General features: G+C 70.7%; 21 protein-coding genes. 14 read left to right on the top strand and 7 right to left on the bottom strand.

Going from position 1 to position 25,890, the window contains the following annotated elements; all coding sequences use genetic code 11:
• Window positions 1-45 precede the first annotated feature (45 nt).
• Window positions 46-741, bottom strand: coding sequence for an alpha/beta fold hydrolase (locus ACZ7P3_RS04155; protein ID WP_472078850.1), 696 nt, complete (start codon window positions 739-741; stop codon window positions 46-48).
• Window positions 742-1,021: 280 nt separating this feature from the next.
• Between ACZ7P3_RS04155 and ACZ7P3_RS04150 the strand changes: the two genes are divergently transcribed.
• From ACZ7P3_RS04150 to ACZ7P3_RS04135, 4 genes are read left to right on the top strand one after another with little or no spacing between them, the layout of a single operon-like run.
• Window positions 1,022-1,969, top strand: a complete 948-nt coding sequence (locus ACZ7P3_RS04150) for an ABC transporter permease (protein WP_472078849.1) — start codon at window positions 1,022-1,024, stop codon at window positions 1,967-1,969.
• Entirely contained in the window at window positions 1,966-3,918 is a 1,953-nt protein-coding gene (locus ACZ7P3_RS04145; protein ID WP_472078848.1) for a dipeptide/oligopeptide/nickel ABC transporter permease/ATP-binding protein, read from the top strand. The genes ACZ7P3_RS04150 and ACZ7P3_RS04145 overlap by 4 nt, the downstream gene beginning before the upstream one ends.
• The gene (locus tag ACZ7P3_RS04140) at window positions 3,915-4,937 is read left to right on the top strand and encodes an ABC transporter ATP-binding protein (RefSeq protein WP_472078847.1); all 1,023 of its coding nucleotides are present in this window, start codon (window positions 3,915-3,917) and stop codon (window positions 4,935-4,937) included. Before ACZ7P3_RS04145 ends, ACZ7P3_RS04140 begins: the two co-directional genes overlap by 4 nt.
• Window positions 4,930-6,477, top strand: coding sequence for an ABC transporter substrate-binding protein (locus ACZ7P3_RS04135; protein ID WP_472078846.1), 1,548 nt, complete (start codon window positions 4,930-4,932; stop codon window positions 6,475-6,477). Before ACZ7P3_RS04140 ends, ACZ7P3_RS04135 begins: the two co-directional genes overlap by 8 nt.
• 231 nt (window positions 6,478-6,708) lie before the next feature.
• On the opposite strand, the gene ACZ7P3_RS04130 is transcribed toward ACZ7P3_RS04135, so the two are convergent.
• Entirely contained in the window at window positions 6,709-9,006 is a 2,298-nt protein-coding gene (locus tag ACZ7P3_RS04130) for a SpoIIE family protein phosphatase (RefSeq protein WP_472078845.1), read from the bottom strand.
• A gap of 372 nt (window positions 9,007-9,378) precedes the next feature.
• Here ACZ7P3_RS04130 and ACZ7P3_RS04125 point away from each other — a divergent pair, with 372 nt between their 5' ends.
• The gene (locus ACZ7P3_RS04125) at window positions 9,379-10,116 is read left to right on the top strand and encodes a flavodoxin family protein (protein WP_472078844.1); all 738 of its coding nucleotides are present in this window, start codon (window positions 9,379-9,381) and stop codon (window positions 10,114-10,116) included.
• Between the two features lie 103 nt (window positions 10,117-10,219).
• On the opposite strand, the gene ACZ7P3_RS04120 is transcribed toward ACZ7P3_RS04125, so the two are convergent.
• On the bottom strand, window positions 10,220-10,663 hold the full coding sequence (locus ACZ7P3_RS04120) for a GtrA family protein (protein ID WP_472078843.1): 444 nt from the start codon (window positions 10,661-10,663) through the stop codon (window positions 10,220-10,222).
• Window positions 10,664-10,979: 316 nt separating this feature from the next.
• Between ACZ7P3_RS04120 and ACZ7P3_RS04115 the strand changes: the two genes are divergently transcribed.
• The 3 genes from ACZ7P3_RS04115 (at window position 10,980) to ACZ7P3_RS04105 (ending at window position 14,775) form a co-directional block, all read left to right on the top strand.
• Complete coding sequence (locus tag ACZ7P3_RS04115) at window positions 10,980-11,681, top strand: class I SAM-dependent methyltransferase (RefSeq protein ID WP_472078842.1); 702 nt, start codon at window positions 10,980-10,982, stop codon at window positions 11,679-11,681.
• A 641-nt stretch (window positions 11,682-12,322) separates the two neighbouring features.
• A complete protein-coding gene (locus ACZ7P3_RS04110; RefSeq protein ID WP_472078841.1) occupies window positions 12,323-13,402 on the top strand; it encodes a polyprenyl synthetase family protein in 1,080 nt (359 codons plus the stop codon).
• A gap of 497 nt (window positions 13,403-13,899) precedes the next feature.
• A complete protein-coding gene (locus ACZ7P3_RS04105; RefSeq protein WP_472079420.1) occupies window positions 13,900-14,775 on the top strand; it encodes a PhzF family phenazine biosynthesis isomerase in 876 nt (291 codons plus the stop codon).
• A 396-nt stretch (window positions 14,776-15,171) separates the two neighbouring features.
• On the opposite strand, the gene ACZ7P3_RS04100 is transcribed toward ACZ7P3_RS04105, so the two are convergent.
• Together ACZ7P3_RS04100 and ACZ7P3_RS04095 are read right to left on the bottom strand one after the other, a co-directional pair.
• Window positions 15,172-16,137, bottom strand: a complete 966-nt coding sequence (locus ACZ7P3_RS04100) for an NAD-dependent epimerase/dehydratase family protein (protein ID WP_472078840.1) — start codon at window positions 16,135-16,137, stop codon at window positions 15,172-15,174.
• Between the two features lie 434 nt (window positions 16,138-16,571).
• A complete protein-coding gene (locus ACZ7P3_RS04095) occupies window positions 16,572-17,609 on the bottom strand; it encodes an Lrp/AsnC family transcriptional regulator (protein ID WP_472078839.1) in 1,038 nt (345 codons plus the stop codon).
• A 294-nt stretch (window positions 17,610-17,903) separates the two neighbouring features.
• Between ACZ7P3_RS04095 and ACZ7P3_RS04090 the strand changes: the two genes are divergently transcribed.
• Window positions 17,904-18,593: an SDR family NAD(P)-dependent oxidoreductase gene (locus tag ACZ7P3_RS04090; protein ID WP_472079419.1), complete on the top strand. Its 690-nt coding sequence runs from the start codon at window positions 17,904-17,906 to the stop codon at window positions 18,591-18,593.
• A gap of 76 nt (window positions 18,594-18,669) precedes the next feature.
• A complete protein-coding gene (locus ACZ7P3_RS04085) occupies window positions 18,670-19,653 on the top strand; it encodes an amidohydrolase family protein (protein ID WP_472078838.1) in 984 nt (327 codons plus the stop codon).
• 232 nt (window positions 19,654-19,885) lie between these two features.
• Here ACZ7P3_RS04085 and ACZ7P3_RS04080 read toward each other — a convergent pair whose 3' ends face one another.
• Both ACZ7P3_RS04080 and ACZ7P3_RS04075 read right to left on the bottom strand, forming a co-directional pair.
• The gene (locus tag ACZ7P3_RS04080; protein ID WP_472078836.1) at window positions 19,886-21,208 is read right to left on the bottom strand and encodes an MFS transporter; all 1,323 of its coding nucleotides are present in this window, start codon (window positions 21,206-21,208) and stop codon (window positions 19,886-19,888) included.
• Window positions 21,209-21,719: 511 nt separating this feature from the next.
• Window positions 21,720-22,085 (bottom strand): hypothetical protein, encoded by a 366-nt coding sequence (locus ACZ7P3_RS04075; RefSeq protein ID WP_472079418.1) that lies wholly within the window; start codon window positions 22,083-22,085, stop codon window positions 21,720-21,722.
• Between the two features lie 748 nt (window positions 22,086-22,833).
• Between ACZ7P3_RS04075 and ACZ7P3_RS04070 the strand changes: the two genes are divergently transcribed.
• The 4 genes from ACZ7P3_RS04070 (at window position 22,834) to ACZ7P3_RS04055 (ending at window position 25,796) form a co-directional block, all read left to right on the top strand.
• Window positions 22,834-23,457: a histidine phosphatase family protein gene (locus tag ACZ7P3_RS04070; protein ID WP_472079417.1), complete on the top strand. Its 624-nt coding sequence runs from the start codon at window positions 22,834-22,836 to the stop codon at window positions 23,455-23,457.
• Window positions 23,450-23,689 carry a hypothetical protein gene (locus ACZ7P3_RS04065; protein ID WP_472078835.1) on the top strand — a complete coding sequence of 80 codons (240 nt, stop codon included), beginning with the start codon at window positions 23,450-23,452 and terminating at the stop codon, window positions 23,687-23,689. The genes ACZ7P3_RS04070 and ACZ7P3_RS04065 overlap by 8 nt, the downstream gene beginning before the upstream one ends.
• 402 nt (window positions 23,690-24,091) lie before the next feature.
• Entirely contained in the window at window positions 24,092-24,667 is a 576-nt protein-coding gene (locus ACZ7P3_RS04060) for a hypothetical protein (RefSeq protein WP_472078834.1), read from the top strand.
• 580 nt (window positions 24,668-25,247) lie between these two features.
• Window positions 25,248-25,796: a GNAT family N-acetyltransferase gene (locus tag ACZ7P3_RS04055; RefSeq protein WP_472078833.1), complete on the top strand. Its 549-nt coding sequence runs from the start codon at window positions 25,248-25,250 to the stop codon at window positions 25,794-25,796.
• The last annotated feature ends 94 nt before the right edge of the window (window positions 25,797-25,890 follow it).

Below are 25,890 nucleotides of genomic sequence, written 5' to 3'. Positions count from 1 at the left end.
CCGCGACGGCGCCCGGCCCCAGAAGAAAAATCGTGTAACTGGCGATCAGAGCCAGTCCGTCAAGGACGCCATGAACCCTTCGAGGTCGTCGCGGTGGATGCAGTGCGCCGTACCGGGGACCGTGGTGACCTCGAAGCCGCGCCGCCGCAGGAGCCCGGCCGCCGCCGTGTTGACCGTGAAGCTGGGGTCCGCCAGCTGGACCAGGGAGGGCACCACCGGTTCGGCGGGGAGGCGGTCCCCGTCGAAGCACTCCTCCACGGCGGCCAGGAAGGCGGGGTCGAAGAGGGCGAAGCCGGCCAGCTCCGCCGCGATGTCCGCATCGGACCAGCGGGGACTCGCCCGGCGCACGCTCTCCTCGTCGGCGCTCCGGGCCCATGTGCGCATGGCGGCGACGGCTCCGGGCGGGAGGTCGCCGAGCCGGAAGCCCGGATCGCTGTAGACGGCTCGCCCGGGGCCGAGCCGGGCGGCCGCCAGGGACAGCGCGAGGCCGCCGAGCGAGTGGCCGATGGCCACGTCGGCGCCCCGTGGCAGGTTCTCCACGAGATCGTCGGCGAGCAGGTCCGGTCCGTACGGCCCGCGCGGACTGAGGCCGTGGCCCCGCAGGTCCGGTGCGATCACCCGGTAGCCACGCTCCACGAGTCGCCTCTCCACCGCGTGCCAGGTCCGGTGGTCCGCCATGCCGCCATGGATCAGCAGGGCCACCCGTGGGCCGGTTCCGTGCTCGTGGACATGAAGTTTCACATCGCCTCCTGCGCAACCCATCGACACGTGTAACCAGCTTCGGCTATACATGCCGGGCGGGCAAGAGGCAGTGGCCCGGCCGTCCCATCGACCGTCGCGCCGCCCGCCCTCGGCGCTCGCGCAGCCCCCTTCGAACAACTCCCCGTCCGCGCCGCCTGTTCACGGCGCTCCGGAGAACCCGAATCGTCGCCCGGCACCTCACCTCGAGGCCGGCTCCCGGGCGTTCCACTCCGACTCGACGAGCTCACCGTCGAGTTGCACGACCTCTGACGAGGTGAGCATGGCTACCTTCCGACTGGTGGTCAGACGGCTGCTGTCGTCGACCCCGCTCCTGTTCCTGGTCTCCGCGCTGACGTTCGTGCTGGTGTCCCTGGTGCCCGGGGATCCCGCCCGGACGATCGTGGGACAGCACGCCACGGCCGAGCAGTACGAGACGGTCCGCGCACGGCTGGGCCTGGACGAGCCGTTGCCGGTCCAGTACTGGCACTGGCTCGTCCGGGTGTTCCACGGCGACCTGGGCACCTCGCTCTTCAGCGGGGAACCGGTGACATCCGTGCTGAACGACCGACTGCCCGTCTCCCTTTCCCTGATCATCGCCGGGACCGTCGTCTCCGGGACCCTGGGCGTGCTGCTGGGACTGCTCAGCGCACGGCGCGGCGGTCTGCTGGTGAAGGCCGTGGACGGCCTGGCACTGCTCGGCCTGGCGGTGCCGGCGTTCTGGTTCGCGCTCGTCCTGATCGCCATCGGCGCCGTGCGCCTGCGCTGGTTCCCCGTGACGGGCTACGTGCCCTTCACGGACGACCCCGTCGAGTGGGGCCGCTCCCTGGTGCTGCCGGTCCTGTCCCTGTCGCTGAGCGCGGTGGCCGTCATCGCCAAGCAGACGCGGGACTCGGTCCTGGACACGTCCGGACGGGACTTCGTCCGGGTCATGCGGGCCAACGGGTTCTCCCCGCGCTCGATCCTCTACCGGCACGTGCTGCGCAATGCCGCCCTGCCGCTGGTGACGGTACTGGGCGTCGTACTCGTCAGCCTGCTGGCCGCCGCCGTGTTCGTGGAGACGGTGTTCGCCATGCCCGGGCTCGGCAGCCTCACCCAACAGGCCACCGTCCAGCACGACATCCCCGTCATCCAGGGAGCGGTCCTGTACATCACGGTCCTGGTCGTCCTCGTCAATCTGCTGGTGGACCTCGCCTGCAGCCGGCTCGACCCGAGGGTGCGTGCCGCATGAGCCGGCGCACGACAGCGGGCACCGCCCGCACGCAGCACAGACGCCCCCTGATACGGCGGGTGCTGGCCCGCCCTGCCGGTGCGCTCTCCCTCGGCTGGCTGCTCCTGCTGACGGCCGCCACCCTCGCGGCGCCGCTCCTCACGGCGCACGGTCCGCTGGACCAGGACCTCGGACATGTGCTGTCCGGGCCCACGGCGGACCATCTGCTCGGCACCGACAACCTGGGCCGGGACCTGCTCAGCCGGCTGCTCTTCGGCGGCCGTTCCACCCTGCTGGCCGTCGCTGAGGCCCTGCTGGTCTTCCTGGTCATCGGCGTCACCCTCGGGCTCGCCTCGGGATTCCTGGGCGGCTGGGTGGACTGGCTGACCGTACGCACGGCCGACCTGTTGTTCGCCCTGCCCGGGATCGTCATCGTTCTCGTCGTGCTCTCCGTGTTCCCCGGCAATCTGCACGCGGCCATGATCACGTTCGGAGTGCTCGGCAGCCCGGGGATGATCCGCGTCCTGCGCAGTCAAACCCTCGGCATCCGCGAGGAGTTGTACGTGGCGGCGGCCAAGGTGGCCGGACTGACCCGCCCGCAGATCCTGCGCCGCCACATCCTGCCCCGCCTGACCAGCATGGTCATCGTCCAGGCTGCCCTGTTCGCCGCGATCGTCGTCACCATCCAGGCGGGTCTCGGATATCTGGGCCTCGGGGCCCAGCCGCCCAGCCCGTCGTGGGGCGGACTGGTGGCCGACGCATCCCAGAGCCTCGACCGTGCACCATGGATGCTCGTCCCCTCCGGTGTCCCGCTCGTCCTGACCGTGCTGGCGCTCGGACTGCTCGGCGACGCGGTCCGGGACGCGGCCGTCGAGGGATGGTCGCCCGCCACCGGGCCCGCCACAGGGGCAGCGCCCAAGGCCCCCCGGCCGGCCGCCGTCGGAGCAGGCGGCCCGGCCGGCGCCGCCGCCACGAAGGGCACGCGCCCGGCGGACGCCGGCGCCCTGCTGTCGGTCAGGAACCTGTCCGTCGAGATCGGCGGAGTCCCGGTCGTTCAGGAGGTGAGCTTCGACATCGCCGAGGGGGAGGCCCTCGGCGTGGTCGGTGAATCGGGCTGCGGCAAGTCCGTGACATCGCTCGGGATCCTCGGGCTCGTGCCGGGCGGCGGCAGGATCACACGGGGCCAGGTGCTCTTCGGCGGCACCGACCTCGCCGGTTCACCCGCCGCCCTCGCCAAGGCGCGCGGGACCGGTATCGCCTATGTCTCCCAGGAACCGATGGCCGCCCTCGATCCCACGATCACCGTGGGCCGCCAACTCGCCGAGGCGGTACGACGGCACGAGCACTGCGGCCGTGCAGCGGCACGCGGCCGGGTCACCGAGCTGCTCGACATGGTGAACATTCCCCACCCGGCAGCCGTGGCGGGGCGGTACCCGCATCAGCTCTCCGGCGGAATGGCCCAGCGCGCGGCGATCGCTCTGGCGCTCGCCGGCCGCCCCAGGCTCCTGATCGCGGACGAGCCGACCACCGCACTGGATGTGACCGTCCAGGCGGAGATACTCGCACTGCTGCGCACCTTGCAGGCCGACACCGCGATGGCGGTGCTCATCGTCACCCATGACTGGGGCGTGGTCGCCGACCTGTGCCACCGGGCCGTGGTGATGTACGCCGGCCAGGTCGTGGAGGAGGCGGACGCCGAGAAGATGTTCGCCCGGCCCCTGCACCCGTACACCGCGGGCCTGCTGGCCGCCAACCCCCACCTGGCACGGCGGGGCGAGCCCCTGCCGACCATCGCGGGGACGGTCCCGGCCCCGCGCGACTGGCCGGCCGGGTGCCGCTTCGCAGCCCGCTGCGCCCTGGCCGACGACGGGTGCACGACGCACCCGGTGACGCTCACCGCACCCGCCCCCGGCCGGCTCACCCGCTGCGTCCGGCACCAGCAGCTCCTCGTGGAAGGCGCCCCCCGATGACGTTGCCACCGCTCCTCGAGATCAAGGACCTGACCGTCGAGTTCCGCCAGCGGCACCGCACTCCGCCGCTGCGTGCCGTGGACACGGTGTCCCTGCGCATCGCCCCCGGCGAGACCGTCGGACTGGTGGGCGAGTCCGGCTCCGGCAAGTCCACCATCGGCCGCGCCGTGCTGGGCCTCAACCCCGCCCACTCGGGCCGGGTGTACTTCGAGGGCCGCGACATCACCGACGCCTCGTCCCGTACGCGTCGCGCACTCAGCGCCCGGCTGCAGGTCGTCTTCCAGGACCCGTACGCCTCCCTCAACCCGGCCCGCACCATCGGCCAGACCCTCGCCGAGCCCCTGCTCGCCCGCGGCAGGTCACCGAAGCACCGGACGCGGGACCATGTCGCGCAGATGCTGCGGCGAGTCGGAATGCCCGCCGACACCGCGGACCGTTACCCCGGCCAGTTCTCCGGCGGACAGCGCCAGCGCATCGCCATCGCCCGCGCGCTCATGCCCGAACCACGTCTGGTCATCTGCGACGAGCCGGTGAGCGCACTGGACCTGTCCATCCAGGCGCAGGTGATGAACCTCCTGTCCGACCTGCAGCGCGACCTCGACCTCAGCTACCTCTTCATCGCCCACGACCTGCCCCTGGTGCACCACCTCTCGCACCGCATCGTGGTTCTCTACCGCGGACAGGTCATGGAGACCGGCCCCAGCGCCACGCTGTACGGCGACCCGGCCCACCCCTACACCCGAGCGCTGCTCGCCGCCGTACCCCAGCCGGACCCGCGAGCCCAGCGGGCCAGGGCGGCGAAGGCCGCGACGGCACGCACCACGGCCGCACCCGCACCCGACGGCTGCGCCTTCGCCCACCGCTGTCCGCATGCCGTCGACCTGTGCCGCCGCGAACGCCCTCTCCTGCTGCCGCTCCAGGACGGCCGCGCCGCGGCATGCCACCGCACCTCGGAACTCGACTCCCGCTCCACCGCCCGGCAGTCCCACCCGCACACACAAGGACGTTCCCATGGGTAGAAGACCCCTGCCCGCAGGACTGGCGGCACTCGCGGTCCTCGCCGTCGCCGCCACCGCCTGCAGCAGTTCCGACGCAGGCGCAAGCGGCGGCGGGCGCGACACCCTGACCGTCGTCGCCGCGGGTGCGCCCGCCAGCCTCGACCCGGCCAAGGCGAACGTCGGCTCCGACAACTGGTTCGTCAACCTCGCCTACGACACCGTCCTGAGACAGGGCCGGAACGGAAAGGCGGGCCCCGCCCTGGCCACCGAGTGGGGATACGTCGGCACCGGCAACACCGACTTCAGGTTCACCCTGCGCAAGGGGCTGAAGTTCGCCGACGGCACTGCCCTGGATGCCGCAGCCGTGGCGGCCTCGCTCAACTACAGCCGCAAGAACGGCCTCAACGTGTCCTGGACCTCCGCCATCGAGTCGGTCACCGCCGGCGGCCCGCTCACGGTGCGCATCCACTGCTCCAGCCCGCACCCCAATCTGCCGCAGCTGCTGACCCAGGTCCTGATGGTCGGCTCGGTCATCAGCCCCAAGGGCCTGGCCTCCCCGGCCGCCATGGGTACCCGCTCCTTCGGCGCCGGCCCGTACGTCCTCGACGCGGCGCACACCGCCTCCGGCGACCACTACACCTACACCCCCAACCCTCACTACTGGGACAAGAAGAAGATCCACTGGAAGAAGGTGGTCATCAAGGTCGTCGCCAACCCCAACTCCGCACTCCAGGCGGTCAGGACCGGGCAGGCCGACGCCATGGCCATCACACCCGACCAGGCCGACACCGCCACGTCGGCCGGACTGAAGGTCACGGGAGCCCCGAACGTCTTCATGGGCGTCGACCTCGCCGACCGCCAGGGCACCGTCGCACCGCCGCTCAAGGACCTGCGCGTACGGCAAGCCCTCAACTACGCCGTGGACCGGGCCGCCATTACCAAGGCCATCGTCCGGACCCACGGTCACCCGACCAGCGAGATATCACTCCCCGGGCTCGACGGCTTCGCGGCCGACTACGACAACCGCTACCCCTACGACCCGGCCAAGGCGCGCAAGCTGCTCGCCGAAGCGGGATACCCCCACGGTTTCAGGCTGAAGATGGAGACCCAGAGCCTCTTCGGCATCGACCTGGTCACCCAGGCGGTCGTCCAGCAGTGGAAGGAGATCGGCGTCACCGCCGACGTCACCACCGACACGAGCGTGGGCCAGTGGCTGGCCGCCGCCACCTCCAGGAAGTATCCGGCGCTCGGCTTCGGCTACGGCGGAGCGACCGGTTACGCCCTGTCCCTCGACTGGATGCTGCCGCACGCCACCGCCTTCAACCCCTTCGCCACCTCCGACCCCGCACTCACCCGCAAGCTGACCGCGGCCGCGGCGGCCCCCGCCGACAAGCAGCCTGCCCTCTACCAGGACGTCATGAGGTTCGTCGTGGACCGGGCGTGGTTCGTCTCCGTCCTGCGCATGGACGGCCTGTACGCCTACGACGCCAAGAAGCTGACCGGCTTCACAGCCGCTCCCAGCTATGTCCCCGACCTCGCCTGGGACGTCGCTCCCCGATAGGGCGAAGGGCGTCCCCGCACCTCGAACGACGGCTCCCGGCCCACGAGCAAGGACCGACCGCGACACCACCCTCTCGGCCGGAGCCCAGTCCCCGGTCAGGATGGCGCGGGCCTGCGGTCGACACCGATTCTCCGGTCAGACCGGCGTGGGCCTGCGGTCGACTCCGACTGCCCGGTCAGGATGGCGCGGGCCTTCCGTCGACGACTGCCGCGACCGGTGCGTCGCCTCAGCTCACCCGGTTGTCGAAGGTCCCCGGGACACGCTCTCCGGCAGTGCCACCTCTGCCCAGATCGTCTTGCCCGTGCCCGTGTGGCGGGTGCCCCACCGCTCGGCGAGCTGAGCGACGATGAAGAGGCCGCGGCCGCCTTCGTCGAAGACACGGGCGCGGCGCAGATGCGGTGCCGTACTGCTGGCGTCGTTCACCTCGCACATGACGCCGCCGGCATCACGGATCAGCCGCAGGTGCCATGGAGGACGGGCGTAGCGGATGGCGTTGGTGACCAGTTCACTGACGATCAGCTCGATGACGAACGCCAGATCCTCCAGGCGCCAGGTGGCGAGCGCCCGGCAGGCGAAGGCCCGGGCACCGGCGACGGCCGCGGGATCGGCGGGAAACTCCCAGGTGGCGACCTGGTCGCCGCCCAGGACGCGGGTGCGGGCCAGCAGAAGGGCGGCGTCGTCCTTCCGGTGGCCGGGGAGCAGCGCGCTGAGCGCGGTGTCGCGGATCTCCTCCAGGGGACGGTGCGGATCGGCCAGGGCCGCACGAAGGGACGCGTACCCGTCGTCCGTACCGCCCCCGGCGCTCTCGACGAGGCCGTCCGTGTAGAGAGCGAGGACGCTGCCCGCCGGCACGTCGAACTCGGCCACCTCGAAGGGCAGTCCGCCCAGCCCCAGGGGCGGTCCGGCCGGGACGTCCAGGAACTCCACCGAGCGGTCCGGGGTGACCAGCGCCGGGACGGGGTGACCGGCACGGGCCACGGAGCAGCGGCGGGAGATCGGGTCGTACACCGCGTACAGACAGGTGGCTCCCACCTCGCCCGCACCGGCGGACGCCGCCTGGAGCGGGCCTCCGGAGGCCTCCGTGCGATCCAGGCGGAGGACGAGGTCGTCGAGTTGGGTCAGGAGTTCGTCGGGGGCCAGGTCGACGTCGGCCAGGGTCCGGACCGCCGTGCACAGCCGCCCCATGGTCGCGGACGCCTGGATGCCCCGCCCGGCCACGTCGCCGACCACGAGGGCGACTCTCGCTCCCGACAGCGGGATGACGTCGAACCAGTCCCCGCCGATGCCCGCGCCCGGGTCGGCCGGCACATAGCGGGAGGCGATCTCCACGGCGGGCTGGCGCGGCGCGCGGTCCGGCATGAGGCTGCTCTGCAGCGCGAGCGCGATCTCACGCTCCCGGGTGTAGCGGCGTGCGTTGTCGATGTGCACCGCGGCCCTGGCGGCGAGGTCCTCGGCCAGCCGGAGGTCTTGATCGTCGAAGGGCTCGGGGGTGCGATGACGGCAGAACACGGCGATCCCCAGGCTGATGCCCCGCGCCCGCAGCGGGACGGCCATGAGGGAGTGCGTCGCCCGGGTACGGGTACGGGTGCCGTCGGCGGGTTCGGCGGGTTCGGCGGGTTCGGCGGGTTCGGCGGGTTCGGCGGGTTCGGCGGGTTCGGCGGGTTCGGCGGGTTCGGCGGGTTCGGCGGGTTCGGGATGTTCGGTGGGTTCGGGGGAGTCGGAAGCCCACGAGGCCATGGCGGCCTCGTCGACGTCATGGCGCGAGGCGCGACCGGTGGACAGCGCGCGGCCCGGTGGCGACTCCTCGTCGTAGGTGTGGGTTGCGCCGAGGGGGACCGTCACCTCGGGGCATCCCGGCAGTACGGAGCGCTGGGCGGTGCGCCGGAGGACCGGGAGGCCACCGGAGCTGTCCGGCCCTGCGCTCCCGAGGAGGCTGTCGAGCAGATCCACGACGACGAAGTCGGCGAAGTGCTCCGAGCCGACCGCCGCCAGTTCATCCGCGGTGCGGTGCAGATCGAGCGTGGTGCCGATCCGCAGCCCCGCTTCGTTGAGGACGTCCAACCGCCGGCGGGCCCGGAACTGCTCGGTGATGTCGGCCGCCGCCTGGGACAGGGCACAGACTCGCCCCTCCGGGTCCTTGACCGGGGACAGCGTAAGGAGCCAGGCGTGGGGGCGGGACTCACCGGGTGTGCGGAGGTGTGCCTCCAGCCGTACGGTCTCACCGCCGCGCCACACGCGCTCCGCGGCCTCCGCGATGTCCTCCAGGCCCGCCATCGGCTGCCCGGGGCCGGAGTGGCCGATGCGCACGCCGAGGAGCTCCTCGCGCGGCTTTCCCATGGCGACGGTCGCCGCGGTGTTCACCGCGAAGCACACACCCCGCCGGTCGAAGAGCGCCAAGGTCACAGGAAGCTGATCGAGCGCCCACTGCTTGATGACCGCCGCATCGGGCTCGCTGCCGGCCGTGGCGTCCGCCGCCGCCGACGCGGACTGTTCCCGGTCCGGAGGTACGTCGTCGCAAGCAGCCGGCACGTCGACCTCCCTGCGCATCGAATGACCACGTGCGGTGACGCACACGAGCCGTCGCCGTCTTCCAGCCTGCTCCTTGCCCCAGCCCTTCTCAACCGCCGCGCTACTCGTCGGTAGCACGCGGACGGCGTTGCCCCCTCCGTCGGCACGCCGCTCCTTGCGCGGCGGCGCGACGCAAACGGCGCCGAAGCCGTTGGGTGGGGCCGGGACCGTCCGGCGGTGCCGAGACCGTCCGGTGGCTCCGAGGCTGTCCCCGGTGGCTCCGAGGCCGTTCGGCGGCGCTGAGGTGGCGCCCGCCGGGAGCCGCCCACAGGCTGGAGCCGGATATGGATGTGCCGTCGGGCTCCGTGCGGCGGCAGGCTCTGGGAGGACTGTGTGAGTGCTGCGTCGTCCGCCACCGACGGACCGCCGGCCCGGTACGACGACCTTCGTGCGCTGGTTGTCAACTGCACCCTCAAACGCTCGCCGGGGACGAGCAACACGCAGGGACTGATCGACCGGAGCACCGCCATCATGGAGGCGCAGGGAGTCCACGTCGATGTCGTACGGGCCGTGGACCACCCCATCGCCACCGGTGTCTGGCCGGACATGACGGAGCACGGCTGGATGGTGGACGCCTGGCCGGACCTGTTCCAGCAGGTGATGGCCGCCGACATGCTCGTGCTGGCCGGCCCCATCTGGCTGGGCGACAACAGCTCCGTGATGAAGCGCGTGATCGAACGCCTCTACGCCTGTTCCAGCCTGCTCAACGAAGCCGGTCAGTACGCCTATTACGGCCGGGTCGGCGGCTGCCTCATCACCGGAAACGAGGACGGCGTCAAGCACTGCGCCATGAACGTCCTCTACAGCCTGCAACACCTGGGCTACACCATCCCGCCCCAGGCCGACGCCGGCTGGATCGGTGAGGCGGGCCCCGGACCCTCCTATCTCGACCCCGGCTCGGGCGGCCCGGAGAACGACTTCACCAACCGCAACACCACCTTCATGACCTGGAACCTGCTGCACCTCGCGCGGGCGTTGAAGGATCTGGGCGGCATCCCCGCCTACGGCAACCAGCGCACCGCGTGGGACGCCGGCTGCCGGCTCGACTACGAGAACCCCGAACATCGTTAGGGCGTCCGGCGTCCGGCGTCCGGCGTCCGTGGCGCGGGCCGGGAACCGGACGGTGGGCGAAGGCGGACGCGCCGGTCCGCCGGGGATGCCCGGGGTGAGCCGCTCAGCGTCTGCGGTGCCCGAAGACCACCATGCGCAGCAACGTGAAGCGCACCACCGTGACCAGGGCGAAGCTCGGTACCAGCACCAGCGTCTCCGCGGCGGGCGAGGTGGCGGGCCGGTAGTGGCGCAGGAGAAGGACCGCACCGGTGGTGACCAGGTAGGCAAGGACGAACAGGCCGCCCGCCGCCAGATGTGCTCGGACGGCGCGGACCGGAGAGCCGCGAAAGGTCAGCCGCCGGTTCGCCTCGGTGTTGAGGACGGTGACGGCGAGAAGGGAGACGAGATTGGCCACCGGAGGACGGGCCCAGTGGCGCAGCAGCCAGTACAGCAGAGCTTGAGCCACGGTGGAGACGACGCCGATCGCGACGAACCAGCCTGCCTGCCCTGCCACGGTGGTGCGGCGGGGCCGGGCGGAGGCGTCGCGTCGTGTGCTGAGCTGTCGCACCCGTCCATCATGAGGCCCGGGTGCGGGGGCCGGGAGATCGGTCCATGCGGCGCTTCCACCGATCGGCCGCGGGACGGACACCCGTATGCACCGCAGGCTCGGACAGGCGATCCGACCTGTGTCAGCTTGTAGATGTACTGCCTGCCCGGCACGCATGGGCCAGGCATGGAGCTGTCCCGTCGTGAGAGCGGCTCGGGAGTGGGAGGAGACGGCCGATGGCAACGGGCGGACGGCCGCCGGAGCCCGCTCCATATGGTGGGCCGCGGTCTCGGAGACGGTACGAACCGAGTGCGGGCGCGGGGCAGGGCACCGCGCCGTGACGACCGACGAGGACGAGCTGTACGGCGCCGACGAGGACCCCTACAGGCTGGCTCTGCGTCCGGGCCGCGGTCCGGTGTATCTGAGACTGGCGGACGGGCGCCGGATCCGGATGCCGGTGCACCGCTGGTACGCGCGGCCCACGGTGGCCGACAAGACCGTACTGGAACGCTGTGTCGGTCCCGTCCTCGATGTCGGATGCGGGCCGGGCCGGTTGTGCAGAGAACTCCTGAGCAGGGGAGTCTTCGCCCTCGGGGTCGACATCGCACCGCGCGCGGTCGCCCTGACCACCGCACTGGGCGGGCTCGCACTCTGCCGGTCGGTGTTCGACCGGCTGCCGGCGGAGGGTGGCTGGCAGACGCTGCTGCTCATCGACGGCAACGTCGGCATCGGAGGCGAGCCACGCGGCCTGCTGCGCCGCTGCGCCGCACTCATCGCCCCGACCGGGCGCCTCGTCATCGAGGTCGACCCCCAGGACGTCGACGAACTCTGCACCGCCTGGTTCGAGGACATCCACGGCCACAGTGGGGCACCCTTTCCCTGGGCACGCCTCGGACAGCGAGCGCTGCACAGGATCTCCGAGGACCTGGCCCTGCACGTCATCGACCAGTGGACGAGCGGCCACCGGCGCTTCGCCGCCCTTGCGCACCAGGTGTCGTCCTCCGGTCACCCGCACCGGCGCAGGTCCGCGAAGCGGTGACGGCGGGGATGCGCCGACCGGCACGTCGTCCCACGTCGACCTCGCGCCGCCACGGCCCGACCAAGACCCCCACACACGTCCCCGTCCCATTTCCCGTGCAGGGAGCGGGATTTCCCCACTGCCGCAGCCGGGCCGGGCCTGTGTCGCCCGATGACCCGATGAGCACCGGCCCGGGGTGGCGGCGCAGCGCGGGACTCCGCAACGCTGCCGCGGTGCACGACGAGAAGTCGGCGGAACGGACTGCGCGTGACGAGCTTTGACGAGCGTTCGGCTTCGCCGGTGGGGGAGAACGACGGATCCCGGACCGTCCACGGCCGGCGGACGAGGTATGCGGCACAAGTGACCAGTGCGGCGGACGAGGTACACGGCACAGGTGATCAGTGCGGTGCTCGGGCCGGCACCCTGGGTCGCCTTCGTGACCAGATGCAGCCGACTCCGTGCTGAGCGGCCGGCGGAAGCCGGTGCCATGCAGCTTGCTTTGGAGTGCATCTGCCCTTCCCATGCTCCAGTGGCCACCTCCGGTTGGCGCCCGCCTGCGACCCGTCCGCCGAGGGTGCCACGGGTCCGCACACGGCGGCAGGCCGGGCAACACTGGCATGCTGGCCGACGACGATCCCTGAGAAAGGCCGGCCCGAACACCCATGAACAGCAGTGCTCTGACCGCCATGGAGCGTGCCGCCGGGCACCAGCGACGGTTCGAGGTGTCCTTCGAGACGTACTTCGCCGAGCTGGCGGACACCCTCGGCAGCCCGCAGCTGAGCCGCTTCGCCCCTCGTTGCCTGGAACTGCTGGCGCAGTTGTCGCTGCGCGGTGGCAAACGGATGCGAGTGGTTCTGCTCCACGAGGCGGCCCGCCTGGTCACCGAGGACGAGGTGCCCGGCCTGGCGGAGGCCGCACTGAGTCTGGAGCTGCTGCAGACGCACGCACTCATCCTCGACGACATCATCGACGACTCGCCGGTGCGCCGCGGCGGCCCCTCGACGTACCACGCCTTCCGCCAGGAGCTGCCCGAACACCCGCACACCGCGCTGGGTATGGCCATGATGGCCGGTGACCTCGCCGGGTTCCTGGCCCTGCGCGTCCTGCTCCAGGCCGACATCCCCGCCGACCGCAGACAGGCCATGCTCGACGTCCAGTTCGGGGTGAGCACGGACACCGTCATCGGCCAGATCCTCGACCTGGAACGTGACCTCACCCCCTCACCCGGTGAGGAGTTGCTCGACACCGTGTGCGAGTACAAGACCACCCGCTACTCCATCCTCGCCCCCCTGCACCTGGGGCTCCTGGCCGCCGGCGCGGACCCGGCCGAACACGAGCCGAGCCTGCGGCGATACGCCACGCTCGCCGGCATCAGCGGGCAGATGCGCGACGACTACCTCGACCTCTTCGGCGATCCGGAGACCACCGGGAAGCCCAGCGGTGGTGACCTGCGAGCAGGCCGCCACACCTACCTCGTACGCATCCTGCTGTCCGCGACCGACGGGAGCGACCACGCCGCCGTACGAGCCGCGCTCGGTGCTCCGGACTGCACGGCGCAGACCGTCGACCGCGTCCGCGACATCGCCCTGCGCCACGGGGTGCACAGCCGGCTGCAGCAGGCCATCGACGAATACGCCGAAGCCGCCGCCGAGGAAGCCTCGTCATGGCGCGCGCACTGGCGCGAGGAATCCGTCGCCCTCTTCGAACATCTTCCCAGGTGGAACGCCCGTCGTTCCGGCTAGCGAGGCTCCGTCCGCAGGGACGGCCGTACAGGGCCGGGCAGAGGCCCGCCGATCCGCCCGGCCGACGCGGTGGCCGGCCGATCGGGTCTGCACTCTTCTGACGGTCACTGACTGCCGCTCCACCGATCTGAGCCGTTGGGGTGACCCACTCGCCGCCCTACGGCACCACACAGGGCGCCACCGCCGCGAGGTTCTCCAGCGTGTGCACCCCCGCCCAACTCGCCATCGAGCTCCTGTGGTGCACGGGCGCCGCGCTCCTCGCCCTGCTCACCTTTCACCGCCGCACCCGTACCGTCTTCGCGGCCGGACCGCGCAACAGCGCGGCGATACAAGGGCGCAGGTCGCGGCACGCTTCCACGCGCCGGTGCGTGCGGCGTCGGCGGACCGGACACTGCCGTGGAAGCGCGCATCGGCGGGGCCGCCGAGCCGCAGACGCCCGTCCCCGCATCCACCCCCGCCCAGGAATAGCCGTGAGACCCGTCCGCGTTCCCACGATCATGACGACGAACGCACCGCGGCCCGAGGTACTGCGCTACACCGCCTTCTCCGACACCCCCGAGGGCGGAAACCCCGCTGGTGTCGTCCTGGACGCCACCGCCCTGGACGACAGCGACATGCTGGCCATCGCCGCCGACCTCGGATACTCGGAGTCCGCGTTCCTGACCCCGCGCCCGGAGGGCCTCGGCGGCCAGGAGGGGCGGGCGTACGGCATCCGTTACTTCAGCCCCAAGGCCGAGGTGCCCTTCTGCGGGCACGCCACCGTCGCGGCCGCCGTTGCGCTCGCCGAGCGGACAGGCCCCGGGGAGCTGGTGTTCGCGACACGCGCCGGTACCGTGCCGGTGGAGGTGTCCGAGGAGAGCGGGACGGTCCGGGCCACCCTCACCAGTGTCGAGCCGCGCATCGAGCAGATCGCCGCCGCCGACCTCGACGAGGCACTCGCCGCGCTCGACTGGCCCGGCACCGATCTCGACCCGGACTTCCCGCCCCGCGTCGCGTTCGCCGGCGCCCGCCACCTAGTTCTCGCGGCGGCGACGCGCGCTCGCCTCGCGGATCTCGCCTACGACTTCCCGCGCCTCGAAGCTCTGATGCACCGCCTGGACCTGACCACGGTCCAGTTGGTGTGGCGTGAGTCGGCCGCCGTCTTCCACGTCCGCAACCCCTTCCCCGTCGGCGGGGTCGTCGAGGACCCGGCGACCGGCGCCGCGGCCGCCGCGTTCGGTGCGTACGCCCGTGAGCTGGGCCTGGTCCCCGAGGACGCCGTCCTCACCCTGCACCAGGGCGAGGACCTGGGCCGCCCCGGAAGGCTCACGGTGACGCTGCGCGCGGGTGACCCACGCGTCCGTGTGAGCGGCGCGGGAACCCGCATCGGCTGAGGCACCGCCGACCCTCGGGTCCGCACCCGCCACGAGCCTCGAAGGGGAGCCCACGAGCCCTGAAGGGGAGCCCGCAAGCCTCGAAGGGGAGCCCACGAGCCCTGAAGGGGAGCCCACGAGCCTCGAAGGGGAGCCCACGAGCCCACGTCACGAACGCGACGTGGGCTCGGCCTACGACGAACTCGACCGCACCGCAGACGCCGAGGAAGACCGTGCGCATCGCACTCGCGCCCGGTCACGGGGGATTCCGAAGCGGGGAGTGAGAGGGTGCGTCATGGAACCGTGTGCCCTACCCGTGTCGGGTGACACGTGCAGGTGCGGACGGTTCGGTCGTGCAGGCGGTACGGGGTCGGACGGGGCTGGACGGGGTGTGGTCGGGGTGGGCGGGCAACCGGCTCAGGTCCTGTTGCCCGCCCGCAGCCACGCGATGTAGTCGCCTACGGCCCGCTCGGTGTCGTACTCGGCCTGGTAGCAGGTGTCTTCCCGGAGCCGGCCGATGTCGAGGACCAGGTGCGGTGCACCCACCCCGGTGGGGAGGCCGACCTGGGCGTCGGGTACCACCTTCCTGATGGCATCGATGAGCTGGGCGTTGGTCGTGGCCCGGCCGGATCCGACGTTGTACGTACGGTGGTTGAGCCTGCCCGCGAGCTGGAGAAGGGCGATCGCACGCCCGGTGTCCTTGACATAGGTGAGGTCGAGACCGTCCTCGGCGAAGGGCGTCCGTACGAGGTCGGAGAGGTCCGGGGCGGTGCCGCGGGCGACGGCGTGGATGAGGGCGGGCGCGGCGAAGAACGGATCGGGGTGACCGAGCGGGCCCCAGGTACCGGAGATGCGATAGTTGACGATGTCGATGCCTGTGGTGTCGGCGAGGTACCCGTTGAGCAGTTCGCCGACCTTCTTGAAGGTGGGGATCGAGACGGATGCGCTCATCGGCAGCAGAGCGTCCTCGTGCAGCGGTCCGCCGTTCTCGGTGCCGGAGTAGACCCCGATCGTGCTGGCGACACCCAGACGTCGCACACCCCACTCCTGCGCCGCCTGCGCGATGTTCAGCAGCCCGCCGAGCGCCTGCCGTGCCGCCTCGACCGGCGCGTCAGGGACGGGAGGCCAGGGGTGGGACCCGGCCAGGTGCACGATGCCCGTGATGGTGTGGCGGCGGCCGATCGCGAGCAGGGCATCGCGGTCGGCGATGTCCGCCTGCTCCACCTCCACCCGTGCCCCGGCGAGTACGGCCGGGAGTTCGGCGAGCACGGCCGGGAGTTCAGGGGCACGGCGCTGGACCACAACGCAGTCTTCCCCCAGGTCGAGCAGCGCTCGTACGGTGTGGGTCCCGATGAAGCCGAGACCTCCGGTGACGAGAATCATCACGTGTCCTTTCTGCAGCGATCCCGACGGTCGACGCACCGCCGTCTCCGGCCGGCACCTGACGTGCCACTCGGTTCGCTGATCTGCCGGGCGTCACGGCGAACCGGGCTGCCGGCGCTTGTGAGGCTCGGAAACGGGTTGTCTCATGAAGGGGAAGTTCTCGCTTCGAAGCCGTGAGCGGCCCAGAAGTCCGCCGGTGGTGCGCAGCCGTTCAGCCACATCGACGCCTGGTACCGACGCTCACGTGCCCATCCGTCCAGGGGTGCGTCAGGCGTGAAGCGACCTGGTCGACGGCCCTCTCGTCCTCCGTCAGGGACGAAGCGGAACGTCGCTCCGCCAACAATACGGAACGATGTTCCGCTTTGCAAGGCTGTTCGTGCCGCGATGAGGTGTACGGCGCCGGCGATCGGCGAGGCGTGGCCGGAGGCCTGCCTTCAGCGTCGCGCTCGGCCGATTCCCTGCTCGACGAGACGGCCGCCGGACACGAGCGTGCCGGCCTGCTTGATCTGCTCCAGCAGAGGGGAGATCTCCATGCTCTGGACTCCGCTCAGGGAACCGACGCGGTCCGAAGTGAATTCAAACAGTTCGTCGAGATCGCGGCAGTGTGCGACGGCATGGATGTTGTAGGGCCCGGAGACGGCCGCGGCGAAGCCTACTTCGGGTTCCTGTGCGAGTGTGCGTCCCACGCTCTTGACCGCCGACGGGTGCACGCGGAGCCAAAGGTTCGCCCAGGCGTGATAGCCCAGTGCTCCTGCGGCGATCTCGACGTCTATGTGGACGACGCCGCGCTGGAGCAGGGCTTGAAGACGCCGTGATGCGCGCCCAGGCGTCAGGTCCGCCGCTGCACCGAGATCGACGAGGCTGGCGCGACCGTCTGCGGCGAGAACGTCGAGCATCTTCTCGTCCTCGGGGGTGAGGTGCACCGGGTCGCGAGTGACGACCGGGGATTCCGTGAAAGGTGTGCCCTCGTTCCCGAGCATCGACTCCTGCTGCGGAGTCAGCGTGCCGCGCAGAGCGGCCCAATAGTGCCCGCGGCCGCCGAGGAACTGACGGAGCATCGCGGACGCGTTGATGTCGATGACGGCTGCGGTGCGTGGAAGCCGCTGACCGAGCAGGTCCTCGCGCTGTTCCCGAGTCCGCGACCGGACCGCGCAGGTGATTTCGGAGCCCGCGGCGCCCAGGGCCACCCAGCTGACGTCGTCGCGCTTCGCGAGTGCGTCGGCGATCGCGGCGACGCTGCCGGGTCGGCAGCGCAGTCGCACCAGCCACCTGCTCTGTCCCAGAGCCCCCGGGTCGACGACACCGGCGACGCGGATGACGCCATCGGCGCGCAGTCGACGGTAGCGACGGTTGACGGCCCCCTCGGTCATGCCGAGCGCAGTCGCGATCAAGGCGAACGGAGCCCGTGGGGCGACCTGGAGCGCGCGAATGATTCGTACATCATCGGGCTGCACAGCGTTGGATTCCGTCATGAACGCTCCTGCCATGTGAGCAATCCTACATATCCACGCCCCGGACGTGCTCCGAAGGCGACGGAGCGGAAAGACTCCAAGCGCAACAGGGAACCGCTTGCGGCGGTTGAGCCCCCTTGAAACCCCTTGAAGCCCCCTGCAATCCCTTGGAACTCCTTGGAACTCGGATGGCGACCTCGACGTCGGCGGACGCCGCTCGCAGGTCGCGACGCATTCACGATGAGGCTCGATTTGAGCTCGAAACTCGAAGAAAGGAGATGGCGCGCAGTGTCATCGACTGACGCGGACCGGCATGTGCCGACCGCTTTGATTGTTGGGGCGTCACGCGGTCTCGGTCACGCGATGGCGACCGAATTCTTCGGCAGAGGATGGAACGTCATCGGTACCGTCCGAGACACAACTGCTCGGACGCCCCTGCACGATCTGGCGGACGGATCCGACGGACGCGTCTGCATCGAGCATCTCGACATCAACGAGCCCTCGCAGTTGACGCCCCTGCATGAACGCCTCGCCCAACGGGAACTCGACCTGCTCTTCGTCAACGCGGGGACGACGAACAATGAGCCGACGCCGATCGGTGCGGTTCCGACAGCCGATTTCGTAGAGGTGATGGTCACTAACGCGCTCAGCCCCATGCGCGTCATCGAAACACTCGAAGACCTCGTGTCACCGACGGGACTCATCGGGGTGATGTCCTCCGGGCAGGGCAGCATCACGAACAATACGACCGGATTGCGCGAGGTCTACCGGGGCAGCAAGGCAGCCTTGAACATGTCCATGCGCAGCTTCTCGGTCCGGCAGCCCGAGACCCGGCGCGCATTCGTACTCATGGCACCCGGCTGGGTCCGCACGGCCCTCGGGGGACCAGGTGCGCCACTCACCATCGACGAGAGCGTCCCGCTGGTGGTGGACGTTCTGCTGTCGAGGCTGGGGAAGCCCGGTCTCGCGTATCTGGATCGTTTCGGCCAGACCGTCCCATGGTGAATCCGGCCGACCACCTGGGCGGCCCCGCCGCGCGCCTGACGACCGGTCCACCGCTGACGGCCTGGAGGACATCCACGTGAAGACCATCGCGATCGAAGAACACTGGAACAGCGTCACCATCCGCAACGCGCTCGACCGGCTGCAGAACGGTGCGCGGGACGAAAGCGTCGCCTTCAACACCATGGGCGACAACCAGGCCCGGCTCGAGGACATCGGCCAGGGCCGCATCGAGGCGATGGACGCCGCCGGGATCGACGTCTCGGTCCTGTCGGTGGTCACACCCGCCACCCAGGCACTCCCGGCTCGGGAGGCCGTCGCGCTGGCCCGGGAAGCGAACGACGAGGCCACTGACGCCGTCCGTGCGCATCCGGACCGCTTCCGCGCGTTCGCGACCCTGCCGACCAGCGATCCACAGGCCGCGGCCGCGGAACTCGAACGGTGCGCCACCCGACTGGGGCACGTCGGCGCGATGATCCACGGCCGGACGGGCACCCGTGCGCTGGACGATCCCGCCTACGACGACCTGTTCGCCACCGCGGCCCGCTTGCACCAGCCGGTCTTCATCCACCCGCAGATCCCGTCGGACGAACTGCGCGATGTCGCGTACCGGGGCCTCGACCCACTGGTCGACCTGGGGCTGGCGACCTTCGGCTGGGGCTGGCACATGGAAGCGGGTCTGTCCGCGCTGCGGCTGATCCTGCGGGGGACGTTCGACCGCCACCCCGATCTCCAGCTCGTCCTCGGGCACTGGGGCGAGATGCTCCTGTTCTGGATGGATCGGGCCGACAGCCTCTCCGGGATCGCCAAGCACCTCGAACGCCGGGTGTCGGACTACATCAGGACCAACATCCACATCACCAGCAGCGGGATGCTGCAGGAGCGACTGCTGCGCCATGCCCTCGACTTCACCGCCGCCGACAGGGTGCTGTTCTCCACCGATTACCCCTTCCACCGGCCCGGCGTGGCGGCGGTCGAGGAGTTCTTCGACGCCGTCCCCGACCCTTCGGACTGCTCGAAGATCGCTCACGGCAACGCGGAGGCACTGTTCCGGCTGGACTGACCTGACGGCCACGGCCGTTGAACGCGGCCGGTCGGAAGTCGGCTGGTCGGAGGTCGGCCCGGTCGGAAGTCGTCCGTTCTGAGGCCGACCGGTCTGAGGTCGGCCGGACGACGTCCGTCAGAAGCCGTCCGGTCGGAAGCCGTCTGGTCGGAAGCCGTCTGGTCGGAAGCCGTCTGGTCGGAAGTCGCCGCGGTCCTGCGACCAGGTGTCCTGGACCGCCCTCGCGTTCCCTTCAGGAGGGCGTGGCATTCCCCGAGTCCGTTTCGGGCAGCGGGACGTCGGCCTCCGAAGCGGTGGTCGAGGTGGGTGTCTCGGCCACGAGGGGCGTCTGCGGATCCGGGGCTGGTGCGCGCAGCGACCGCACGCCGGGAGACAGGAGCGCGGCAAGGGTGGCGGTGACGATCAGACTCCCGCCCACCATCAGCATCCGGTCGGTGCCGAACATGTCGGCAGCGGGTCCCGCCAGGGCGAGGCCGAGCGGGGCGAGTGCGAGAGAGCCGAACCAGTCGTAGGAACTGACGCGGGACAGAGCCTCCTCGGGGACCTCACGCTGGATGGTCGTGGACCACAGCACGCCGAAGAAGTCCAGGCTGACGCCGGCGGCGAAGGCGCCTACGGCGACGACCCACAGCGGTGCGCCGGCTCCGAGCAGGGCAAGGGGCGCGGCGGCGGGCAGGGTGCACAGGACCGCGACGAGGATCGGACGGCCGACGCGCGTCCGGGCCGCGACCCCGGCACCCGCTACGGACCCCAGGGCCTGGGCTGCGACCACCAGCGACCAGGCACGGGCCCCACCGAAGTGAGCACGCGCCGCCAGCGGTCCCAGCACCCCGGCGTTGGCGTTCATGGCGGCGACCACGAGGGAGTACTGGACGACGACCACCCACAGCCACTGGTGCGAGGCGAACTCCTGCCAGCCCTCGCGCAGGTCGCTCCAGCCGGAGCTGGACTTCCGCGGCCGGCGGTCCAGTCGCAGCGAGGAGGTGAGTACGGCACTGACGACGAAGGACACGCCGTTGAGGGCCAGCGCCCAGCCGGCACCGACCCACGCCACGGTCACGCCCGACAGGGCCAGTCCCAGCAGGAGCGAAGTGTTGGTGCCCACCCGCAGGAGGCCGTTGGCCCGCTGGAGGGCATCGGCGGGCACCAACTGCGGGATCACCCCGTCCATCGCGGGGGAGAAGAGAGCGGTTGCGACACCTGCCGTGACGGCCAGCGCACACAGCAGGACGACGGGAGCATGCCTGCTGAGCACCATCACGGCGAGTCCGCCATAGGAAAGGGCGCCCAGCACGTCCGAGACGGCCATCAGCCCCGAGCGGGAGACCCGGTCGGCGATCACGCCACCCACCAGGACCAGCGCGAGCTGCGGAACCGCCTGACAGGCAACGACCAGTGAGAGTTCTCCCGGGCCGGCACCGGGCAGCGAGAGCACCGCGAAGGCCAGAGCGATCCGGGCAAACCCGTTGCCGAGGACGGAAATGATCCGGGCGAGCGCAAGGCGGACGAAACCGGAGTTGCGCAGCAAAGAAGGAACACTCTCAGCGACGGACATGGACGCGCACCTTACGCCGCTGCCACGTCCACGACACAGAGGTGCGGCCACTCCCGTGCAGTTCAACGAACCAGGTCCCCCACACTGCGTGAATCGACGCGGCTCCCGCCGTCCGCAGATGCGGGAGCCGAGACGCCGCGGGGTCCCGCGGTGACGGTCGACCTTCGGAGCGCTCCCGCACGCGCGAGGAACAGAGGTGAGCCGACCTGGCCGTCACCGCTCACGGGGTGCAGGGGTGCCGGCGCACAATGCGTGGGCGCGGAGGAGGCCGTTCTCGTCCCGCGTGGTCGTGACGAAGGAAAGGTTCTCGTGGTCCACCGGTATCTGGTCGGTGACGTCCACCAAGGAACGGGGGCCGAAGAGCTGGTACGCCTTGGCGTGCGGCCGGGGCAGGGTGGGCGAGGTGCCCGTCCACCGGGTCTGGTCGAGGCCGAGCGGGCGCAGGATGCGGGCTTCGATCTCCCGGTGGACGGGTCGACCGGTGACCTTCTGGAGGCAGGCTCCGCCCGCTCTAGTGGGTCTCCAGTTCCCCGATCCGCACCACCGTCGTTCCCCTCCTCGGGCATACCCACACCGCCGTGTCCTCGCGGACGGTCGCCGTCAGCGGATGCGTGTCCGGGTGTGTCGGGCACTGTGGCCAGACCGCGGATGCGCCTTCGGACCACAGTGCCTCCACCGCCCAGTCCTGGACCTGATCCGCCAGGTGCACGAGCAGCTCTGCGGGGGTGCCATGCGGATGCGGAGTCACGCCCTGGCCCGAACCGTCCGGGGCCCAGAGCATGATGCCGGACCTGTCGTCCGAACGTATCCGCGGCTGCACCGCGCACTGGGCCCGGAGGTCCCGCAGGACTGTCTCCAGAGCTTCGGCGAATTCCATGTCGTCCACGGGGGGGCTCCTGATCACATCGGGCAGAACTGCCTCACAGTCTCCACCGCCCTGAAGCCCGCGGACGATCTTTTCCGGCCCAGCTCCCCCGTTTCAGCAGCCGCCTCAGTTTCGGCGCTCCGGCCCGCTGTTCGGCCATTGATGCCCAGCCATGAGGCCCGGGCAGCACCGCTTCCTCGGGCGTCGGCCCGCCTCCATGCGCGTACCGCACCAGGACCTCCTGCCGCAACGGTCAAGAACCGTCACGAGCCCAGGGGCACGGCGAGTTCGGCATCAGCAAGCGCTCGCGCGTCCACCGCCGCCGGCCCGCCAGGCGTACCCCGCCAGGCGCACCCCGCCAGGCAGGCCGGCGAACTGCCGCCTCCGCCGGCGTCGGCAGTCGGCGTGGTGGGTGACCGGTCACTGATCCAGCGGCTCCGTCGTACCAGTCCCAGCCACCGGAGCCGCTGCCCTGCGCGCACTTCCGGTTGAGCAGCTGCTGTCCGTCTACGGCCGCCTCGCGGGGACCCTCGCGCGTCCGGGCAACGTCGCCCCGCCGATGTATCCGGTGCTCGGCGCGCCCGGTGCTCCCCGCGCATGGCAGTGGGCGTTCGCGGACGGCGCGCTGGAGGGCAAGCCGCTGATGGCCGGCACCACCCGGGACGAGATGACGGCCTTCCTCGCCTTCGATGGAACCGGCACTCGGGGAGGCAGCGTCCATCGGTACACAAGATCGCTGTTCGGCGCAGGGGAGTTCGAGATGATCGGCGCGGCCACCCGTTACCTCTATCTTGTCCGGCATGGCGAGGCATCGCCGGACGAGAGCGGGCTGACGGACAGCGGACGCCGGCAAGCCACGCTGCTCGGCCGGCGCCTCCGGGACGTCCCCTTCGCAGCTGTTCACCACGGTCCGCTGCCCCGGGCGGAGCAGACCGCGCGCCTGATCGGCGACGAACTGAAGAACGTCCCTCTGCACGTCTCGGAAGTTGCCGGTGACTATGTGCCTCATGTCCCAGAGCGGGCCGAGCTACCGGCGGAGTCGGCGGACTACTACCTCCGCTTTCTCGCTGGTACCACGGACGAGGAACGGGAACATGGAACCGCGCTGGCCCGCCAGGCGCTGGATCTGTTCACCGGGCCGGTGGACGGCGAAGAGGACCGGCACGAACTGATCGTCACCCACAACTTCCTGGTCGCCTGGCTGGTCCGGGACGCGATGCATGCGCCGAAGTGGCGTTGGCTCGGTCTCAACCACGGCAACGCGGCACTTACGGTGATCCGATACGCGCCCGGCCGGGCGGCCTCCGTCGTCGTCTCCAACGACATGCGTCATCTGCCCAGCGAGCTGCGCTGGACGGGCTTTCCCTCCGAGCTGCATGTCTGAATGCGGTCGCCGGGCCAATGGCTGGTGCGAGCTGTCCCGTGAGGCAGCACGCCGACGGCTCCTGGCCGACGACAGCTTCCCCGACACATTTGTGGACGCTCTCCTGGACGGCTATGCCGACATGCTCGCCGCCCCTCGCCCGGCCATTACCCACACAGTCGAAGCGGTCACCGGCATCCCGGCACGCACCTACCGCACATGGGTCTCCGACCACGCCGCTGACGTCCGCTGACACCACCGGGCCAGGCCGTCGCCGGCGTCGGTGAGCACCGGGCCGTGCCGTCCGGCGGGGATCACTGTCAGCCTGCCCGTGTCCCACGCGTGCCTGATCATTGCCCGCATCCGACACCTTGTCGGATGCGGGCAGCAGCGAGCAGAAGCCCAACCCGCACTGATCCCCGCGACAACTACGCCCGAACGCGCCAGTACCGCGTCGGTGTCGTTGTCGGTCTGCCGACCGGCCTGGGCACCCTGATCAAGACGCAGGCCCAAGGCGTGGTCCCAAGGCGTGGTCGAAGGTGTCGGCGAAGACATGGAGAGCGTCGATGTGACGAGTGCCACATTCCAGAGTTCGAACTTCGGCGCCCGCCCCGCATCTAGTCCGCGTCGTCCACCGAACACCAAGGAACATGCAATGGGTTATCTGCGCGGGTTCATCCCCTGGATCGTCGCGGGCGTCGTCTCGTCCTTCGACTGGCGCTGGGGCGCGATCGGAGGTCTCGTCACAGGACTCCTGCTCCTTCTCCAGGACCGCCGTCGGGGCGTCGACCTCGACGCCCTGGTCCTGGAGATCAGCACGATCGTGTGCTTCGTCGTTGTCGGCGCCGTCTCCGTCGCCGAGCCGGACTCGGCGTTGGCGGACCACACCGACGTCATCTCCTTCGCCTGGCTGGCCGCCACCGCGTGGGCGACCCTGGCGATCCGCCGTCCGTTCACCCTCGGCATCGCCAAGCGCCAGGCACCGCGCGAGTACTGGGACATGCCGGAGTTCATGCGGGTCAACCACCACATCACCAGCGCGTGGGGCGCCGGTTTCACCTTCATCGGCGTCAGCCTGGCCGTCTGCGGGGCGGTGGACGCCCCGGTGTGGGTCGGCATCGCCGCCCATGTCGTCGGCCTCGTCGGCCCCGCCGTCTTCACGAAGGTCCATCCGGCCCGGGCCCAGAAGCGGCTCGAGGCGCGGGCGCCCGTGACGGCCCTTCCCCAGTAGCCCCGACCCACACCTTCCACCTGAAGGAGCTGACACATCATGAGCACCATCCCGGAAGCAAGGAACGTCGTCCTGGTCCACGGCGGACGTCACCAATCCCGCCGGCCTCCTCGACCCCTGCCCGCCGACCCTCGCCTGGATCATGTTCCGCCGGAACCGAAGGGTCCGGCGACTCCGGGTGGTCTTCCCCGACCCACCGCGCTGAACGGCCCCGCACCGGATCCCGGGGAGAGCCCGACCGTGAAGCACGGAACCCGTGGGCCGACGGGGCCCGACCGTGAAGCACGGAACCCGTGGGCCGACGGGGCCCGATCGTCAAGCACGGAACTCGTGGGCCGACGGGTCCCGATCGTCAAGCACGGAACTCGTGGGCTCACGGGGACGTACCCGACTACGAAGCACGAGGTCCGCGGGCCGACCCGAACCGCCGCCAAGGAGTACAGCGCGCGGGGGAGCACGCATCTCAAAAGCCGTGTCTGAGCCTCGCATGACACAGTGGACAGTGCTTCGTTGCAGGTCGGGAGCCTGGGCGGCCTTCTCGTCCGGATCACTCCCACGGGTGTGCGATAGGTTGCCCGCCATGACTGAACTGGGACCCGCCGCCTGGCCTCCTGCCCCGTTGGGGACCGAACGGCTCGTACTCCGTCAGTCCGAGGCCCGGGACCGCGCGGCGTTCATCGACCTCTTCGCATCGCCGGAGGTGGGCACCTACATCGGTGGCCCCCGACCGCGTGATGAGCTCCAGCGCGCGGTGCCCGAGGTGCCCGGGCGGCGCCCCGGCCTTTTCGTGATCGATCTCGACGGAGCGATGATCGGCATGGTCACGCTCGATCGGCGCGATGCAGAACGTCCGGGTCACGTCCGTCCGGATGCCGGGGAGATCGAGCTCGGTTACATGTTCCTGCCGGAGGCTTGGGGACGCGGTTACGCCGCCGAGGCCTGCGCAGCGGCACTCGGCTGGTTCGCCGGCGCGCTTCCCGGCGAGCCGGTGGTGCTCACCACCCAGACCGCCAACGACCGCTCGATGCGCCTCGCGGCGAAGCTGGGTTTCACCGAGGTGGAGCGGTTCGAGGAGTACGGCGCCGAGCAGTGGTTCGGCGTGTGGTCCTCGGTCACGCCGTCCAGTTGAGCCGGACGAGGAGCCGGACGAGCGCGCTGGTCCAGACGGAAGCCGGAGGACCGCGGGCTGCCGCAGGAACCAGGGCAGGAGCGGCGGGCGTCTC

Source organism: Streptomyces sp. NPDC107581 (assembly GCF_055657175.1).
The sequence above is the reverse complement of the archived record's forward strand: the minus strand, read 5'-3'. Positions and strand labels throughout refer to the sequence as shown.

Coding starts and splice junctions, on each gene's coding strand:
- ACZ7P3_RS04150 (WP_472078849.1), top strand. CDS start 1,022: ATGGCTACCTTCCGACTGGTGGTCAGACGGCTGCTGTCGTCGACCCCG.
- ACZ7P3_RS04145 (WP_472078848.1), top strand. CDS start 1,966: ATGAGCCGGCGCACGACAGCGGGCACCGCCCGCACGCAGCACAGACGC.
- ACZ7P3_RS04140 (WP_472078847.1), top strand. CDS start 3,915: ATGACGTTGCCACCGCTCCTCGAGATCAAGGACCTGACCGTCGAGTTC.
- ACZ7P3_RS04135 (WP_472078846.1), top strand. CDS start 4,930: ATGGGTAGAAGACCCCTGCCCGCAGGACTGGCGGCACTCGCGGTCCTC.
- ACZ7P3_RS04110 (WP_472078841.1), top strand. CDS start 12,323: ATGAACAGCAGTGCTCTGACCGCCATGGAGCGTGCCGCCGGGCACCAG.
- ACZ7P3_RS04105 (WP_472079420.1), top strand. CDS start 13,900: ATGACGACGAACGCACCGCGGCCCGAGGTACTGCGCTACACCGCCTTC.
- ACZ7P3_RS04100 (WP_472078840.1), bottom strand. CDS start 16,137: ATGATTCTCGTCACCGGAGGTCTCGGCTTCATCGGGACCCACACCGTA.
- ACZ7P3_RS04095 (WP_472078839.1), bottom strand. CDS start 17,609: ATGACGGAATCCAACGCTGTGCAGCCCGATGATGTACGAATCATTCGC.
- ACZ7P3_RS04080 (WP_472078836.1), bottom strand. CDS start 21,208: ATGTCCGTCGCTGAGAGTGTTCCTTCTTTGCTGCGCAACTCCGGTTTC.
- ACZ7P3_RS04075 (WP_472079418.1), bottom strand. CDS start 22,085: ATGGAATTCGCCGAAGCTCTGGAGACAGTCCTGCGGGACCTCCGGGCC.
- ACZ7P3_RS04070 (WP_472079417.1), top strand. CDS start 22,834: ATGATCGGCGCGGCCACCCGTTACCTCTATCTTGTCCGGCATGGCGAG.
- ACZ7P3_RS04065 (WP_472078835.1), top strand. CDS start 23,450: ATGTCTGAATGCGGTCGCCGGGCCAATGGCTGGTGCGAGCTGTCCCGT.
- ACZ7P3_RS04060 (WP_472078834.1), top strand. CDS start 24,092: ATGGGTTATCTGCGCGGGTTCATCCCCTGGATCGTCGCGGGCGTCGTC.
- ACZ7P3_RS04055 (WP_472078833.1), top strand. CDS start 25,248: ATGACTGAACTGGGACCCGCCGCCTGGCCTCCTGCCCCGTTGGGGACC.